This is a genomic window from Micromonospora sp. TSRI0369, assembly GCF_001905625.1.
Taxonomy (GTDB): domain Bacteria; phylum Actinomycetota; class Actinomycetes; order Mycobacteriales; family Micromonosporaceae; genus Micromonospora; species Micromonospora echinospora_A.
The window spans coordinates 107836-122777 of record NZ_LIVU01000012.1 but is presented as its reverse complement, the minus strand read 5'-3'; the positions used below and the strand labels follow the sequence as shown (position 1 = coordinate 122777).

General features: G+C 72.4%; 11 protein-coding genes. 7 read left to right on the top strand and 4 right to left on the bottom strand.

The window, feature by feature from the left end; genetic code table 11:
- Nucleotides 1-125: 125 nt before the first annotated feature.
- The 3 genes from AMK25_RS28170 to AMK25_RS28160 all read left to right on the top strand — a co-directional run bounded on the left by AMK25_RS28170 (nt 126) and on the right by AMK25_RS28160 (nt 5916).
- Entirely contained in the window at nt 126-3818 is a 3693-nt protein-coding gene (locus tag AMK25_RS28170; RefSeq protein ID WP_241826525.1) for a M12 family metallo-peptidase, read from the top strand.
- An 85-nt stretch (nt 3819-3903) separates the two neighbouring features.
- The gene (locus tag AMK25_RS28165; protein WP_073831444.1) at nt 3904-4542 is read left to right on the top strand and encodes an acVLRF1 family peptidyl-tRNA hydrolase; all 639 of its coding nucleotides are present in this window, start codon (nt 3904-3906) and stop codon (nt 4540-4542) included.
- 162 nt (nt 4543-4704) lie between these two features.
- Entirely contained in the window at nt 4705-5916 is a 1212-nt protein-coding gene (locus AMK25_RS28160) for an RCC1 domain-containing protein (RefSeq protein WP_073831397.1), read from the top strand.
- 68 nt (nt 5917-5984) lie between these two features.
- Here AMK25_RS28160 and ypfJ read toward each other — a convergent pair whose 3' ends face one another.
- Nucleotides 5985-6899 (bottom strand): KPN_02809 family neutral zinc metallopeptidase, encoded by a 915-nt coding sequence (ypfJ, locus tag AMK25_RS28155; RefSeq protein ID WP_073831443.1) that lies wholly within the window; start codon nt 6897-6899, stop codon nt 5985-5987.
- A gap of 247 nt (nt 6900-7146) precedes the next feature.
- Between ypfJ and AMK25_RS28150 the strand changes: the two genes are divergently transcribed.
- Nucleotides 7147-8754, top strand: coding sequence for an ABC-F family ATP-binding cassette domain-containing protein (locus AMK25_RS28150; RefSeq protein WP_073831396.1), 1608 nt, complete (start codon nt 7147-7149; stop codon nt 8752-8754).
- Between the two features lie 284 nt (nt 8755-9038).
- On the opposite strand, the gene AMK25_RS28145 is transcribed toward AMK25_RS28150, so the two are convergent.
- Entirely contained in the window at nt 9039-9641 is a 603-nt protein-coding gene (locus AMK25_RS28145; protein WP_241826524.1) for a cadmium resistance transporter, read from the bottom strand.
- Nucleotides 9642-10184: 543 nt separating this feature from the next.
- Here AMK25_RS28145 and AMK25_RS28140 point away from each other — a divergent pair.
- The 3 genes from AMK25_RS28140 (at nt 10185) to AMK25_RS28130 (ending at nt 13345) form a co-directional block, all read left to right on the top strand.
- Nucleotides 10185-10412 carry a helix-turn-helix domain-containing protein gene (locus AMK25_RS28140; protein ID WP_007072022.1) on the top strand — a complete coding sequence of 76 codons (228 nt, stop codon included), beginning with the start codon at nt 10185-10187 and terminating at the stop codon, nt 10410-10412.
- A 46-nt stretch (nt 10413-10458) separates the two neighbouring features.
- Nucleotides 10459-11226, top strand: a complete 768-nt coding sequence (locus tag AMK25_RS28135) for an enoyl-CoA hydratase/isomerase family protein (RefSeq protein WP_073831395.1) — start codon at nt 10459-10461, stop codon at nt 11224-11226.
- Nucleotides 11227-11362: 136 nt separating this feature from the next.
- A complete protein-coding gene (locus AMK25_RS28130) occupies nt 11363-13345 on the top strand; it encodes an ABC transporter ATP-binding protein (protein WP_073831394.1) in 1983 nt (660 codons plus the stop codon).
- A 104-nt stretch (nt 13346-13449) separates the two neighbouring features.
- Here the strand turns inward: AMK25_RS28130 and mug are convergent, their stop codons facing one another.
- Complete coding sequence (mug, locus tag AMK25_RS28125) at nt 13450-14070, bottom strand: G/U mismatch-specific DNA glycosylase (protein WP_073831393.1); 621 nt, start codon at nt 14068-14070, stop codon at nt 13450-13452.
- Between the two features lie 97 nt (nt 14071-14167).
- The gene (locus AMK25_RS28120) at nt 14168-14929 is read right to left on the bottom strand and encodes an SDR family oxidoreductase (protein ID WP_073831392.1); all 762 of its coding nucleotides are present in this window, start codon (nt 14927-14929) and stop codon (nt 14168-14170) included.
- Between the last annotated feature and the right edge of the window lie 13 nt (nt 14930-14942).

Here is a 14942-nt window from a genome sequence, read left to right as displayed (position 1 = left end):
TGCGGGTGATGTTCGCAGTCGCTAGTGGTCCTAGGGTCACGGAACAATCCGTGGACCGTTCACGTACGTCCGGTCATCCCCGCCGGTCGTCCGTCGGTCCACACTCGACCCAGCAGGGAGAAGACTTGAGGATCACCCTGTGGCGTCCGCCGCGCGACCGGCAACCCGCTCGGCGCGGACGGACCGCTGCCCTCCTCGTCGCCGCGCTGGCCGCGGCGACGCTTCCCGTTCTCGCGGCGCCCACGCCCGCCTCCGCCGCACCCGGCGTCCACGGACCGTGGCAGAAGGTGGACGGCAAGCCCGCGGCCACGAAGGCGGGCCGCGAGGCCGCCATCAAGGCCAAGCGGCTGGCCGCGTACAAGCTGGACCGCGGCACCATGCAGGGCCTGCTGGACAAGGCGCCGGCCGAGAAGCGCGTGGCGGTGGCCCGGGTGCCGAAGCAGGTGGTGTCGCTGCCCGCTCCGGACGGCACGTTCCAGCGCTTCGAGCTGGTCGACTCGCCGGTCATGGAGGCCGGCCTGGCCGCGAAGCACCCGGACATCACCACGTACGCCGGCAAGGGCCTGGACGACCCGACCGCGACCATCCGCGCGGACCTCACCCCGCTCGGGTTCCACGCCTCGGTCCGCTCGGCCAAGGGCAACTGGTACATCGACCCGTACTACCAGCGCGACCAGAGCCTGTACGCGAGCTACTTCGCCCGCGACCTGGAGCACCCGGAGGGCGAGTTCGTCGAGCGTGAGGACGTCACGCAGGAGGCGCACGCGCTGGCCGAGGAGATCGCCGAGGCGGAGGTGCCGGCCGGGCCGCTGGTGAAGCTGCGCACCTACCGGGTGGCGCTGGTGACCGACCCGTCGTACGCCACCTACTTCGGCGCGGAGAACGTCACCGCCGCGAAGGTGACGCTGATGAACCGGGTCACGCAGATCTACGAGGACGAGACGGCGATCCGGCTCGTGCTGATCAACGACACCGACAAGACGAACCTGAACACGCCGGCCCTGGCCACCGAGCCCAACGGCCCGTGCGGCGCGGCGGCCTGCTTCACGCCGGCGCAGCTCACCTCCTGCGGCAGCGGCACGCTCAGCCGGAACCGGATCGTGCTCGGCCAGCTGGTCGGCGCGAGCAACTACGACGTGGGCCACATCGGCCTCGGCGTCAACGGCGGCGGCGTGGCCAGCCTCGGCGTGATCGGCGGCAACGGCAAGGCGCAGGGCTGCACCGGCCTGCCGACGCCGGTCGGCGACTTCTACGCGGTCGACTACGTCTCGCACGAGATGGGTCACCAGTTCGCCGGCAACCACACCTTCAACGGCACGCAGTACAACTGCTCGGGCGGCAACCGCAGCGCGGCCAACTCGTACGAGCCGGGCAGCGGTTCGTCGATCATGGCGTACGCGGGCATCTGCCAGCAGGACAACCTCCAGCCGCACAGCGACCCGTACTGGTCGCACCGCAGCTACACCGAGATCACCAACTACGTCACCTCGAACCGCCCGGCGATCAACGAGGTGCAGAACGTCTCGCTGTACGGGTTCGACGCCGACGGTGACTCCTTCACCGTCAGCTACGCGGGCAGCGACTCGGCGCCGATCGTGCGGGGCGTCAACTACACCACCGCCGGCATCAAGGCGGCCATCGAGGGCATCGCCGGCTGGCCGGCCGGCGCGACTGTCACAGTGGCCGCGTTCGGTGGCAGCGGCACGCTCAACGACAACGGCTTCCAGGTGACGTTCGGCGGCACGCTGGCGACCACCAACGTGGCGTCGCTGGAGCTGACGAACGCCTCTGGCACCTCCGGCTTCGTCGGTGAGACGGCCAAGGGCGGCGCCATCGACAACGGCGGCTGGCTGGTCGAGGAGACCACCAACCACGCCCCGGTGGTCACCGTGCCGGAGACCGTCACCATTCCGGTGCGTACGCCGTTCGCGCTGACCGGCAGTGCCACCGACGCCGACGGCGACACGATCACGTACCTGTGGGAGCAGAACGACAGGGGCGCCACGACCGGCACCGCGTTGACGAACAACACGAAGGTCAACGGCCCGCTGTTCCGGGTGTTCAGCGAGGCGGCGATCGTGTCGCCGACCGACACGCTGAAGTACTACTCGCCGGGTCTGAACGCGGTCACCACCGATTCGACCCGGGTCTTCCCGGACATGCGGCAGATCCTGGCCGGCAACACCAACGCCGCCACCGGCGCCTGCCCGGCGGCCCCGGCGCCGCCGGCCACCGGTGGCGCCTCGAACGTGCCGGCCGAGCTGGTCGACTGCTACTCCGAGTTCCTGCCCACCCGCGACTGGGTCGGCATCGCGGGCGACCGTACCCTGCACTTCAAGCTCACCGCCCGGGACGGACGGCTGGGTGGCGGCGGCATCGGCAGCGGCGACGTCGCAGTGGTGCTGGCGCCGGACGCGGGTCCGTTCCTGGTGACCTCGCAGGGCGCCGCCGCCGTCCTGGACGGCGGCTCGGCCCAGACCGTGACGTGGGACGTGGCCGGCACCGACGCGGCGCCGGTGAACGCCGCGCAGGTGAAGATCTCGCTGTCCGCCGACGGCGGGCTGACCTTCCCGTACGTGCTGGCGGAGCAGACCGCCAACACCGGCTCGGCGACGGTGACGCTGCCGAACGTGGCGACCGGGAAGGCCCGGATCAAGATCGAGGCGGTCGGCAACGTCTTCTTCGACGTCAACGACGCCGACTTCACCATCCGGTCCGCCCCGGCCGTCACCAGCACCGCCCCGGACGGCGTACGCGTGCAGTACAGCGACGCGCTCTCGCCTGCCGTCACTGTGACCGCCACCGACGGCGACACCACGGGCGCGGACCTGACCGCCGCCGCCACCGGGCTGCCCGCCGGCCTGTCCCTGGCCGTCACGAGCACCTCGGCGACCGACGCCCGGCCGGGCTCGCGTACCTGGACGGTCGCCGGCACCACGACGGCGGTCCCGGGTGACTACCCGGTCACTGTGACCGTCTCCGACGGCTCGGGCCTGACCGGCAGCACCTCGTTCACGATCACGGTCGCCGCCGAGGACGCGGCGGTGAGCTGGGCCGGGGACACGCTTGTGAACACCGCGACCAGCGGCGCCTCCGGCAAGGCCCTGCTGCGGGCCGTGATCCGGGACAGCTCGGTGCTGCCCGGAGCGACGGACGCCACCGCGGGCGACATCCGGACCGCCACCGTCACCTTCACCTCCGGCGGCGTGACGCTCTGCACCGCGGTGCCGGCCCTGCTCGGCACGGCCACCACGAGCGCCTCCGCGACGTGCGAGGCCACCCTGCCGAAGGGCACGCACACCGTCACCGCGACTGTGGGCGGCAACTACACGGGCAGCACCACCGCCCAGGTGACAGTGGCCGCCTCCGACGGCGGGTTCCTCACCGGTGGCGGGCACCTGACCGCCACCCGCTCGGCGGGCACCTACCCGGCCGACGTGAACTCCACCGTCGAGGTGGAGCTGAACGCGAAGCCGGGCAAGGTGAACAAGCCCGCCACGGGCAGGGCCGAGATCGAGTTCCGCTCCGGCGGGAAGGCGTACACGATCAAGGCCGACACCGTCGACGCGCTCGGCGTCACCTCGGCGGGCAAGGCCGCCCAGGTGCGCTACCAGGCCGCCCTCTACGACAGCAAGGGCAAGCTGGTGGCCTCCGGCCTGACGCTGGCCGTCACGGTGACCGACCGGGGCGCCCCCGGTAGGAACGACACCGTCGGGGTCACGCTCTGGAAGGGCGGCTCGCTGCTCTTCTCGTCCGACTGGACGGGCGGCGGCACCGCCGAGGTCACGCTGAAGGGCGGCAACCTCACGGTCCACTGATCCACCCGGTAGACGCGGGAGGGCACCGGTCACGGTGTCCTCCCGCGTTGCGTTCCCGGGTCCGGCGATGGCGTACCGTCGGGCCATGAGCAGCCGACCCGCCGCCGGCGGCGGCCGGTGGGTCGAGGTCGACCCCGGCCGCGTCGCCCGCTGGGTCGAGGGCTTCACCGACCGGCACGGCCCGCCGGCGACGACCGTCCAGGAGTACGGGCTGCTGCTCACCGCCCCGGACGACGCCACCGCCGAGCTGCACACCCCGCCCGGCGCGAGCGCGTCGGACGACGTACCCGGATTCGTCGCCTCTGCCACGGCGGCCCGCCGGATCGGTCTGCTCCTGGCCCGCAAGGGCGCGGTCGCCCTCGGCATCGCCGACGGCGCCGACCTGGTGGTCTCCAAGGTGGACACCCGGTACGTGCAGGGCCGTACCGCGGCGGGCGGCTGGTCCCAGCAGCGGTTCGCCCGGCGGCGTGACAACCAGGCGAAGGCGGCGCTGGGTGACGCGGCCGAGCTGGCCGTACGCCTGTTGTTGCCGGAGGCGGGCACGCTGACGACGCTGGTGTGCGGCGGCGACCGGCGCGCGGTGGACACGGTGCTGGCCGACCGGCGGCTGGCCCCGCTGGCGGCGCTGCGCGCGCCGCGCCTGCTCGACGTGCCGGAGCCCCGGCACGCCGTCCTGGTGGCCGCCGTCGCCGCCGCCCGGGCGGTCCACATCCTGGTCCGCTGAACAGGAAAGATCACCTCAAGACGGCTCAATCCCGCTTCTCGATGGTGCATCGAATCGACTCGATGCCTATCGTCGGTGTCACGAAGCCGGGTCTCCGGGCGACCCGCAGGGCAGCTTCGCCTCCGCCATCACGCGCCGACATCGTTGGGAGAGAACAACTTCATGAGCGGATATCTGGACGGCCGCCTGCGGGCCCGGTGGCGCCGTGCGACGAGACTCCTCGTCGCGGCGGCGGCAATGAGCGCCGGAAGCCTCGTGCTCACCGCCACGCTGACCGCGGGTACGGCGAACGCGAGCCCGGTGCAGCGCGCCGCGCTCGCCGCGCCCACCGTCAGCAGCGTCACCGCGGGCGGCGCGCACACGTGCGCGATCAGCACCGACGGGGGACTGTGGTGCTGGGGCTCGAACTACGGCGGTCAGCTCGGCGACGGGACCACCACGAACCGCAGCGCCCCGACGCAGGTCGGCACCGCCACCTGGACGAATGTCGACGCCGGCTCCGGGCACACCTGCGCGGTCCGCACGGACGGGACGCTGTGGTGCTGGGGCTCGAACTTCCGGGGTCAGCTCGGCGACGGGAGCACCACCAGCCGCAGCACCCCGGTGCAGGTCGGCACCGCGACCACCTGGGCCAAGGTCGACGCCGGCCCCCAGCACACCTGCGCGATACGCACCGACGGCACGCTCTGGTGCTGGGGCTTCAACCGGACCACCCAGCTGGGCGTCGGCGCCTCGCCGTACGTCGCGAACACCCCGTTGCAGGTCGGCACGGCCACCGACTGGGTGAGCGTCTCGACCGGCTACGGGCACACCTGCGGTGTCCGCACCGGCGGCACGCTCTGGTGCTGGGGGTCCAGCTCGGACGGCCAGCTCGGGCTCGGCAACCTGGCGCCCCAGACCGCGCCCGCGCAGGTCGGCACCGCGACCGGGTGGACCGGCGTCGCGGCCGGGTACGCGCACTCCTGCGGGATCCGCTCCGGCGCGCTGTGGTGCTGGGGTGAGAACGGATACGGGCAGCTCGGCGTGAGCGGCTCGTACCGGACCGCGCCGGTGCAGATCGGCACCGCCACCACGTGGAGCCGGATCGCCGCGAGCAGCGACACGACCTGCGCGTCCCGCACCGACGGCACCCTGTGGTGCTGGGGCAAGAACTCGGCGGGACAGGTGGGCGACGGCAGCACCACCCACCGGTCCGCGCCCGCCCAGGTCGGCACCGCCACCAGCTGGACCGGCGGCCTCGCGGTCACCGACCACGGCTGCGCGATCCGTACCGACGCCGGCCTGTGGTGCTGGGGCGACAACAGCGGTGGTCAGCTCGGTGACGGGACGACCGCCAACCGGTCCACTCCCGCTCAGGTGACGCTGCCGGCCTGACCGGCCCCGGAAACGACATCGGCCCGCACCGCCGTCTGCGGCGGTGCGGGCCGATGGCCGAGCGGGGATCAGGCCCCGGCGCCGAAGGTGTCGCAGGACTTCGGGTCACCGGTGGTGAAGCCCTTGGTGAACCACTGCTTGCGCTGCTCCGAGGTGCCGTGGGTGAACTCGTCCGGGTTCACCGGGCGGCCGGAACGCTCCTGGATCGCGTCGTCGCCGATCTTCTCGGCGGCGTCGATGGCCTGCGAGATGTCCTCCTCGGTGATGCTCTTGAAGATCTTCTGCCCGCGCTCGTCGGCGGTGCCGGTGGCGTTCTTCGCCCACGCGCCGGCGTAGCAGTCGGCCTGCAGCTCCAGCTTCACCGACAGCGCGTTCGCGCTCTTCGGGTCACGCTCCTGCTGGCGGCGCATCTGCGCCTCGGTGCCGAGCAGGTCCTGCACGTGGTGGCCGTACTCGTGGGCCAGCACGTACGGCTGGGCGAACTCGCCCTTGGCGCCGAGCTGATCGGCCAGCAGCCGGTAGAACGTGAGATCGATGTAGACCTGGTCGTCGGCCGGGCAGTAGAACGGGCCGACGCCGGAGTCGGCGGCGCCGCAGGCGGTGCTGACGTTCTGGCTGAAGAACACGGTCTTCGACGGCTTGTACTGCTCGCCGAACGCCTCCGGCATCGCGGTACGCCAGTACGCCTGGATCGAGTTGACGTAGAGGGTGTTGCGGCAGTCGAGCTGCTCCAGCGCGTCCTGCGCCGAGCACTTCTGCTCCAGCGAGGTGTTGTCACCCTGCTCGGAGCCGCCGCCGTTGGTGGCGGCGTTGAGGCCGAAGCCGCCACCCACCAGGGCGACGAGCACGGCGATGATGATGCCCACGATCCCGCCCCGGCCACCGCCGACCGGGATCGGAATGCCCATCCCGCCGCCTCCGCCGGACCCTCGCCGGTCGTCCACCTGGCTGGTGTCGACGCGCGCGTTCTCGTTCAGCTCCATGTTGACCCCGATCACCGATGTGTCCGTTTGTGATGGTTGCGGTACCGGACCGGGTCCGGACGGCGTTTTCGGTACCCGATGATCTTGCCCGGTAATCCGGCGGAGAGGGTCCGCCGGGCCCGGTACACTTGCTCCCGTGCTGCGCTGCGAAGGCTGAACGGCCCCGCGCCGACGGGAAATCACCACCCGCCGGCGCTTTCGCGTGCCCTGAGTCAGCCCTTCCGGACCCGAGAGCGAGTACTCCGAAATGATCACTGCCACCGGCCTGGAACTGCGCGCCGGTTCCCGGATCCTGCTGTCCGACACCACCCTGCGGGTGCAGCCGGGGGACCGGATCGGCCTGGTCGGGCGCAACGGCGCCGGCAAGACCACCACACTCAAGGTGCTCGCCGGGGAGGGCCAGCCGTACGGCGGCCAGATCGACCGGCGCAGCGCCATCGGCTACCTGCCGCAGGACCCGCGTACCGGCGACCTGGACGTCACCGGCCGGGACCGGGTGCTCTCCGCCCGCGGGCTGGACGTGCTCATGGCGCAGATGAAGGAACTGGAGAACAAGCTCGCCGAGGGCGCCGACGACGAGCGTCTGGTCCGCCGCTACGGCGCGCTGGAGGACCAGTTCGCCTCACTCGGCGGCTACGCGGCCGAGGCCGAGGCGGCCCGGATCTGCGCCAACCTCGGCCTGCCCGACCGCGCCCTTGCGCAGACCATCGGCACGCTCTCCGGCGGTCAGCGCCGCCGCATCGAGCTGGCCCGGATCCTGTTCCGCGACGCCGGCGAGAACGGCGGCGGCATCCTGCTGCTCGACGAGCCCACGAACCACCTCGACGCCGACTCGATCACCTGGCTGCGCGGCTTCCTCGCCAACCACAAGGGCGGCCTGATCGTGATCTCCCACGACGCCTCGCTGCTGGAGGCGGTGGTCAACAAGGTCTGGTTCCTGGACGCCACCCGGTCCGTGGTCGACACGTACAACCTGGGCTGGAAGGCGTACCTGGAGGCGCGGGAGACCGACGAGCGGCGCCGCCGCCGGGAGCGGGCGAACGCCGAGAAGAAGGCCGGCGCGCTGATGGCGCAGGCGGACAAGATGCGGGCCAAGGCCACCAAGACCGTCGCCGCGCAGAACATGGCCCGGCGCGCCGAGCGGCTGCTCTCCGGCCTGGACGAGGTCCGCGTCGCGGACAAGGTCGCCAAGGTACGGTTCCCGAGCCCCGCCCCGTGCGGCAAGACGCCGCTGACCGCCACCGGCCTGTCCAAGTCGTACGGGTCGCTGGAGATCTTCACCGACGTCGACGTTGCGGTGGACCGCGGTTCCCGGGTGGCCATCCTCGGCCTCAACGGCGCCGGCAAGACCACGCTGCTGCGGATGCTCGGCGGGCTGCTGGAGCCGGACACCGGCGAGGTGCGCCCCGGGCACGGGCTGCGGCTGGGCTACTACGCCCAGGAGCACGAGACGCTCGACGTGGACCGGACGATCCTGGAGCACATGCGCAGCGCCGCGTCCGACCAGACCGACACCGACCTGCGCAAGATCCTCGGCGCGTTCCTGTTCTCCGGCGAGGACGTGGACAAGCCGGCCGGTGTGCTCTCCGGCGGCGAGAAGACCCGGCTGGCGCTGGCCACGCTGGTCTGCTCCGGCGCCAACGTGCTGCTGCTGGACGAGCCGACGAACAACCTCGACCCGGTCAGCCGCGAGCAGGTGCTCGACGCGATCGCCCGCTACCCGGGCGCGATCGTGCTGGTCACGCACGACCCGGGCGCGGTGAGCGCGCTCAAGCCGGACCGCGCCATCCTGCTGCCCGACGGCGACGAGGACGCCTGGTCCGACGACCTGCTGGAACTGGTAGAGCTGGCCTGACTCCCGCTCCTGCTCGGCCTTCCCCGCCCTTCTCCTCGTTGATCATGAAGTTGGCGGCACTTTTGAAGATCCACATTGCCGTCAACTTCATGATCGACGGGGTCGGGTAGGGGCGTGCCGCGCCGGGCTGAGCGGGCCTGAGTCTGGGTCTGGCCGGGCGAGCTTGGGTCGGGTGGGCCTGGGCTCGGGGCGGGCGAGTTCGTGCTGGGTGGGCTCAGGCCGGGGCGATCGGCGTCGGGTCGGGCGGGCCTGGTGTCGGGCCGGCGGGGCGCCTGGAGTGCCGGTCAGGTCAGGAGAGCGGCCAGGTGGGGGAGGACGCCGGAGGTGAGCAGGATGGTCGCGCCGATCACGATGAAGATCACCGGGACCAGCCAGTGGCCGGCGCGGCCGACCAGGGCCACTACCCGGGGGTGCCCGCCGAGTACTGCGGCGACCGCGCACCACACGGCCACCAGCAGCGCGAACACCAGCAGCCAGGCCAGGCCGGTGGCCGGGTCGAGGGAGCGGAACACCGGTACGTAGACGGCGATGTTGTCCGCGCCGTTCGCCACGGTCACCCCGGCGACGCCCAGCAGGCTGCCGACCACCGCTGGCGGCTCGTCGTCGTCGGCGCGGGACAGCAACGCGCGGACGCCGAGCCCGATCGGCAGCAGCCCGAGCAGGCCAGGCCACGGGTCCGGCACCACGAGCAGCCCGGCGGCGGCCACCACCGCGATCGCGACGAGCGCGCCGATACCCGCGTACTGCCCGGCGACGATCTGCCACGGCCGGGGACGCCCGCTGTGCCGGGCGGCCACGAAGAGCACGGTGAGCACGACGATGTCATCGAGGTTCGTGGCGGCGAAGACACCGGCGGCACCCGCCGCGGCCGTGATCACGTCAATCACCCCGGGCACGATACGGCCCGTCACACCGGACGTCCCAGCGCCAACCCAGGCCACCTGACCCCGCCCGCCGGCCCGGCCTGCCTTCGTGGCCTTCCCCGCACGAGCCATCCGCATGATCCACACCAGTTCGCCGAAGTGGAGGTGTCCGGAGCACGGTGATGCAGCCACTTCGGGGAAGTGGTGTCGATCATGCGGGAGGATGCCGCCACTTCGCCGAAGTGGCGCGAAGCGAATCGTCGCCTGTCGATCGGTGGGTCGGTTGGCGGCACCTCTCGTGCTTTCGCCGGCATGGACAGGTGGTCACGGGTCGGGGTGGGGGCTTGTCGACCCGCTGCGATGCCGCGACCTCGCCGAACTGCCGCGGAGGGGCTCGTCCGGCGGGCCGGTACGGATCAGCCGGTCGGAAGGATCACTCTATCGGGAAGCTGACATTGCGTAGCGTGTCGGTTGGCGAATAGTTGATATCTGGCGCATGATCGTCCGAGGCGGTCTAATAGGTGGGACCGTATCCGAACCGCACAGTCTGGGACGTGAGGGATCAGCATGGCAGCCACCGGCACAGCCACCAGCACTGAGAAGGGTCGCCGGATCGTCGGGGCCGAGCGTCAGACGCTCGCCAAAGACCTGGTAAAGCGGTACACCGGGGGTGAGAGCATCCGTGCTCTGGCGGCCTCGACGGGCCGTTCCTACGGGTTCATCCACCGTGTGCTCACCGAATCCGGCGTGCAGCTGCGGCAGCGCGGCGGCGCCCGGCGCCGGAAGAAGGCGTGACCCGCCGCCCAGCGTCGTCCATCAGCGCAATGTTCCGGGCCGTCCGGTGACCGCCGAGACGACCGGAGTGCGCTTCGACTGCGACGGGCCGGTCGCGACGGTGACGTTGTGCCGGCCCGACGTGCTCAACGCGCAGACCCCGGCGATGTGGCGCGCGATGAGCGACTTCTCCCGCGACCTGCCCGGCGACGTCCGCGTGGTCGTCGTACGCGGCGAGGGGCGAGCCTTCTCCGCGGGCCTGGACCTGGCGGTCGCGGGTGCCACCGGGCCGGGTTCCTTCGCCGAGCTGGCCGCGCTCCCGGAGGCGGAATGCGCCGACCGGATCGCCGAATACCAGGGCGGCTTCACCTGGCTTCACCGGCCGGACGTCGTCTCGATCGCCGCGGTGCAGGGCCACGCCATCGGCGCCGGCTTCCAGCTCGCGCTCGCCTGCGACATGCGTGTGCTCGCCGCCGACGCCAAGCTCTCGATGGCCGAGGTGACGCTCGGCCTGGTGCCCGATCTGGCCGGCACGCGCCGCCTGGTCGAGCTGGTCGGCTATTCGCGTGCCCTGGAGATCTGCGCCACCGGCCGCCGGATGGACGCCGCCGAGGCGGACCGGATCGGCCTGGCCACGCTCGTGGTGCCGAACGACGAGCTGGACGCCGCGGTGCGTGACCTGTCGGCCGGGCTGCTCGCCAACAACCGGGACGCGATCGTCGAGATCAAGGCGCTCCTGGCGGGCGCGGCCAACCGTTCGCACGCCGAGCAGCAGCGCGCCGAGCGGGAGGCGCAGACCCGGCGCATCCGGGACCTGGCCGGCCGGGGCGAGTAACCGGTCCGGGAGCGCGATTTCGTAAGGACCGTTCGGGAAGAACCGGGTTACTCGCGAGGTTGTCACAGGCGTCTGGAGAATGGACTCCGACGATTCATGCTGCCTGACGACCCGGAGGTGACTCGTGTCCCACCCGATGGCCGGCGGCGGCATGGGCGGCTGGAGCATGCTCCGGTCGCTGCGTAACCGGGACGAGGTCTCCGCCCACGAGCTCAAGCGCGGCACCGCCCGGCGGATCGTCGCGTTCGCCCGGCCCTACCGGCGTGACATCGTCGTCTTCCTGATCACCGTGATCGTCGCCGCGGTCATCGGCGTGGCCACCCCGCTGCTCGCCGGCGACGTCATCGACGCGATCGCCGGGGCCGGCCCGGACGCCCGCGCGACAGTGGTCCGGCTCGCCCTGATCATCGCCGCGCTCGCCGTGGCCGACGCGCTCTTCTCCCTGGTCCAGCGGTGGTATTCGGCCCGCATCGGCGAGGGCATCATCCTCGACCTGCGCACCCGGGTCTACGACCACGTCCAGCGGATGCCGCTGCAGTTCTTCACCCGCACGCAGACCGGCGCGCTCGTGAGCCGGCTCAACAACGACGTGCTCGGCGCGCAGCGGGCGTTCACCTCGACGCTGTCCGGCGTGGTCAGCAACGTCATCCAGCTCGTGCTCACCGCCGCCGCGATGCTCGTGCTGTCCTGGCAGATCACCGTGCTGGCGCTGGTGCTGCTGCCGATCTTCATCATCCCGGCCCGCCGGGTGGGCCGGCGGCTGGCCGAGATCACCCGCGAGTCGTACAACCTCGACGCCAAGATGAACGCGACGATGACCGAGCGGTTCGGCGTGGCCGGAGCGCTGCTGGTCAAGCTGTTCGGCGCGCCGGAGGTCGAGGCCGACCGGTTCGCCCGCCGGGCCGAGCGGGTGCGCGACATCGGCATCCAGTCCGCGATGTACTCGCGGACGTTCTTCGTGGCGATGCTGCTCGTCGCGTCGCTGGCCCAGGCGCTCACCTACGGGGTCGGCGGCTGGCTGGCGGTGACCGGGGCTGTCAGCGCCGGCACCGTCGTCAAGCTGGCGCTGCTGCTGACCCGCCTCTACGGTCCGCTCACCGCGCTCTCCAACGTCCGGGTCGACGTGATGAGCGCGCTCGTCTCGTTCGACCGCGTCTTCGAGGTGCTCGACCTGCGCCCGTCCATCACCGAGAAGCCCGACGCGGTGCCGGTGCCGCGCCGCAGCGGCCGCGTCGAGTTCCGCGACGTGCGCTTCCGCTACCCGAGCGCCGCCGAGGTGTCACTCGCGTCGCTGGAGGAGGTCTCGACCCTCGACCGTACGGTGAACGAGCCGGTGCTCAAGGGCGTCTCGTTCGCCGTCGAGCCCGGGCAGATGGTGGCCCTCGTCGGCCCCTCCGGCGCCGGCAAGTCGACGCTGTCCATGCTGATCTCCCGGATCTACGACGTCAGCGAGGGCCAGGTGCTTGTCGGTGGCGTCGACGTGCGGGACGCCACGCTCGCCTCGCTGCGCGACGAGATCGGCGTGGTCACCCAGGACTCGCACCTGTTCCACGAGACCATCCGGGAGAACCTGCGCTACGCCAAGCCCGACGCCACCGACGACGAGATCTGGGCCGCCCTGGCCGGCGCGCAGGTGGCCGACCTGGTCCGGGCGCTGCCGGACGGGCTCGACACGACAGTCGGCGAGCGTGGCTACCGCTTCTCCGGCGGCGAGAAGCAGCGCATCGCCATCGCCCGGCTGCTGCTCAAAGCCCCGTCGATCGTGATCCTGGACGAGGCCACCGCACACCTGGACTCGGAGAGCGAGGCGGCGGTGCAGCGGGCGCTGTCGGTGGCGCTGACCGGGCGTACCGCGCTGGTGATCGCGCACCGGCTTTCCACAGTGCGCGACGCCGATCAGATCCTCGTGCTCGACGAGGGCCGGATCGTGGAACGCGGCCGGCACGACGAGCTGGTGGCCGTCGGCGGCCTGTACGCCGAGCTGTACCGCACCCAGTTCGCGGTCACCGACTCGCCGACGCCCCACGCCGAGGCGGAGCAGCCCGAGCCGGTGGTCACCACGGTGCCGATGGGCACCTACGTCGCCCACGAGGCCCTGCCCCCGGCGGCGGCCAACTAGCGCCCCCGCGAGGCCGGGCGGACCGGCGCCCGGGCCGAGGCGCCCCGGACGACCGGTGCCCTAGCCCGCGACGACCGGAGCCCCAACCCGCGACGATCGCAGCCCTAACCCGCGACGACCGCCGCGCGCAGCTCGGCGAACGCGGCGCCGAGCGTCTCCGGGGTGAAGTGGGCGTTCAGGCCGCTCGGGTTGGGCAGCACCCACAGCCGGGCCGGCCCGAGCGTCTCGGGCTGCGGCCCGAATCCGGCCTTCGGCCGGGTGAACCCGATCCGGTACGCGGTCACGCCGACCACCGCCACCCAGCGTGGCCGGTACCGCTCGACCTTCGCGGTGAGCGTGGCGGCGCCGTCGACAAGTTCCGTGGCGGTCAGCTCGTCGGCGCGGGCACTGGCACGGGCCACCATGTTGGTGATGCCGAGGCCGAGCGCGGGCAGCGTGTCCTGCTCGCTGGGGTGCAGCAGACGCGGGGTGAAGCCGCCCCGGTGCAGGGCGGGCCAGAACCGGTTGCCCGGACGGGCGAAGTGCCAGCCCGTGGCCGCCGACCACAGACCCGGGTTGATGCCGACGAAGAGCACGTCCAGGCCGGGCGCGATCACGTCCGGCAGCAGCCGGTCGGCCGCCGCCGCGAGCTGCTCGCGGCTGGGGCGCGGGTGCCGCCGGGCGGGTGTGCCCGGACCGGGCGCGGTCTCGGGCCGGCCACCGCCCGGGCGCCGTCGATCGCTCACCGGCCCACCGCCCCGGGCACCAGGCCCGCCGCGAGCGCGGCCATCCGCCCCCGGTGCACCGCAGCCGCCGAAGGAAGCCCGGCCACAGCAGCCACTGTCACAGCCCGCGCAACGCGCCGCCGTCGACCGGGACGGTCACCCCGGTGACGTACCCGGCGGCGGGGGAGAGCAGGAACGCCGCCACCCGGCCGAACTCCGCCGGGTCGCCGATGCGCCCCAGCGGGATCGCGGCCTCGGCCTGGGCGCGGGCCCGCTCGGGGTCGCCGGAGCCGGCCAGCAGCTCCCGGTTGCGGTCAGTCATGATCCGTCCCGGCAACAGGCTGACCACGCGTACGCCGCGCGGGCCGAACTCGTCGGCCATGTCCTTCGCCACGCCGGCCAGGCCGGGCCGCAGGCCGTTGGAGATGCCGAGCCCGGGCAGCGGTCCGCGTACCGAGGTGGACAGCACCAGCCCGATCGCGCCGCCGTCGGTGAGCGCCCCGGCCACCGTGCGGGCGAGCCGGACGCTGCCGAGGAAGACGGTCTCGAACGACTCGCGCCACTGCTCGTCGGTGACCGAGGCCGCGGTGCCGGGCGGCGGGCCGCCGACCGAGATCAGCGCGCCGTCGAGCCGGCCGAAGTGTTCGCGGGCGGCGGCGACGAGGCGGTCCGGGGTGCCGGGGTCGGCGAGGTCGGCGGTGAGCCCGATCGCCCGCTGCGGGTCACCGAGCGCCTCGATCGCGGCGGCCACCCGTTCCGGGGCGCGCGCGGCGATGACCACCCGGGCGCCGTCGGCGACGAGTTGTTCGGCGGTGGCGAAGCCGAGGCCGCCGGAGGCGCCGGTCAGCACGTACACCCGGTCGGCGAGTCCGAGATCCATACGCCCGATCCTG

Coding starts and splice junctions, on each gene's coding strand:
- AMK25_RS28140 (WP_007072022.1), top strand. CDS start 10,185: ATGGCAGCCACCGGCACAGCCACCAGCACTGAGAAGGGTCGCCGGATC.
- AMK25_RS28160 (WP_073831397.1), top strand. CDS start 4,705: ATGAGCGGATATCTGGACGGCCGCCTGCGGGCCCGGTGGCGCCGTGCG.
- ypfJ (WP_073831443.1), bottom strand. CDS start 6,899: ATGGAGCTGAACGAGAACGCGCGCGTCGACACCAGCCAGGTGGACGAC.
- AMK25_RS28165 (WP_073831444.1), top strand. CDS start 3,904: ATGAGCAGCCGACCCGCCGCCGGCGGCGGCCGGTGGGTCGAGGTCGAC.
- AMK25_RS28120 (WP_073831392.1), bottom strand. CDS start 14,929: ATGGATCTCGGACTCGCCGACCGGGTGTACGTGCTGACCGGCGCCTCC.
- AMK25_RS28130 (WP_073831394.1), top strand. CDS start 11,363: ATGGCCGGCGGCGGCATGGGCGGCTGGAGCATGCTCCGGTCGCTGCGT.
- AMK25_RS28150 (WP_073831396.1), top strand. CDS start 7,147: ATGATCACTGCCACCGGCCTGGAACTGCGCGCCGGTTCCCGGATCCTG.